General features: G+C 77.3%; 1 pseudogene. It reads right to left on the reverse strand.

Going from position 1 to position 383, the window contains the following annotated elements:
- A pseudogene (locus DVH02_RS34495) lies at positions 1–363 on the reverse strand (hypothetical protein); the annotation flags it as partial.
- Positions 364–383: the final 20 nt, after the last annotated feature.

The following is a 383-nucleotide window of genomic DNA, read 5'->3' on the forward strand; positions in this document are numbered from 1 at the left end:
GGAGAGCCGCGCGGGCTGTCCCGGCGCGTCCCCGGCCGTTTCCCTGCCCGCCTTCTTCCCCGCCTTCTCGCCCGCTTCCCCGCCCGTCCCCTTCCCCGTCCCCTTCCCCTGGCCCGCGGTCGCCGTGCCGGAGCCGGTCAGTCCGGCCAGGACGGCGGCGGCGCTGGGGGCGGGCGAGGGCGCGCGGGAGGCGGACCCGCCGTGATCTGTGCCACCCGTACCGCTCCGGGCGACAGCCCAGTCCCGCTCGGCCTTACGCTGACCGGAGTCCCAGGGGCCGGCCGCGGCCACCACCACGGCGGCGAGCGTCAGGCCGACAACGGCGGAACCCGCCGCGAACCGCCATGCTTTCGGCTCAACCACGGCTGACCAGCCCCTTTCGC

The organism is Streptomyces corynorhini (assembly GCF_003346515.1).
GTDB lineage: Bacteria > Actinomycetota > Actinomycetes > Streptomycetales > Streptomycetaceae > Streptomyces > Streptomyces corynorhini.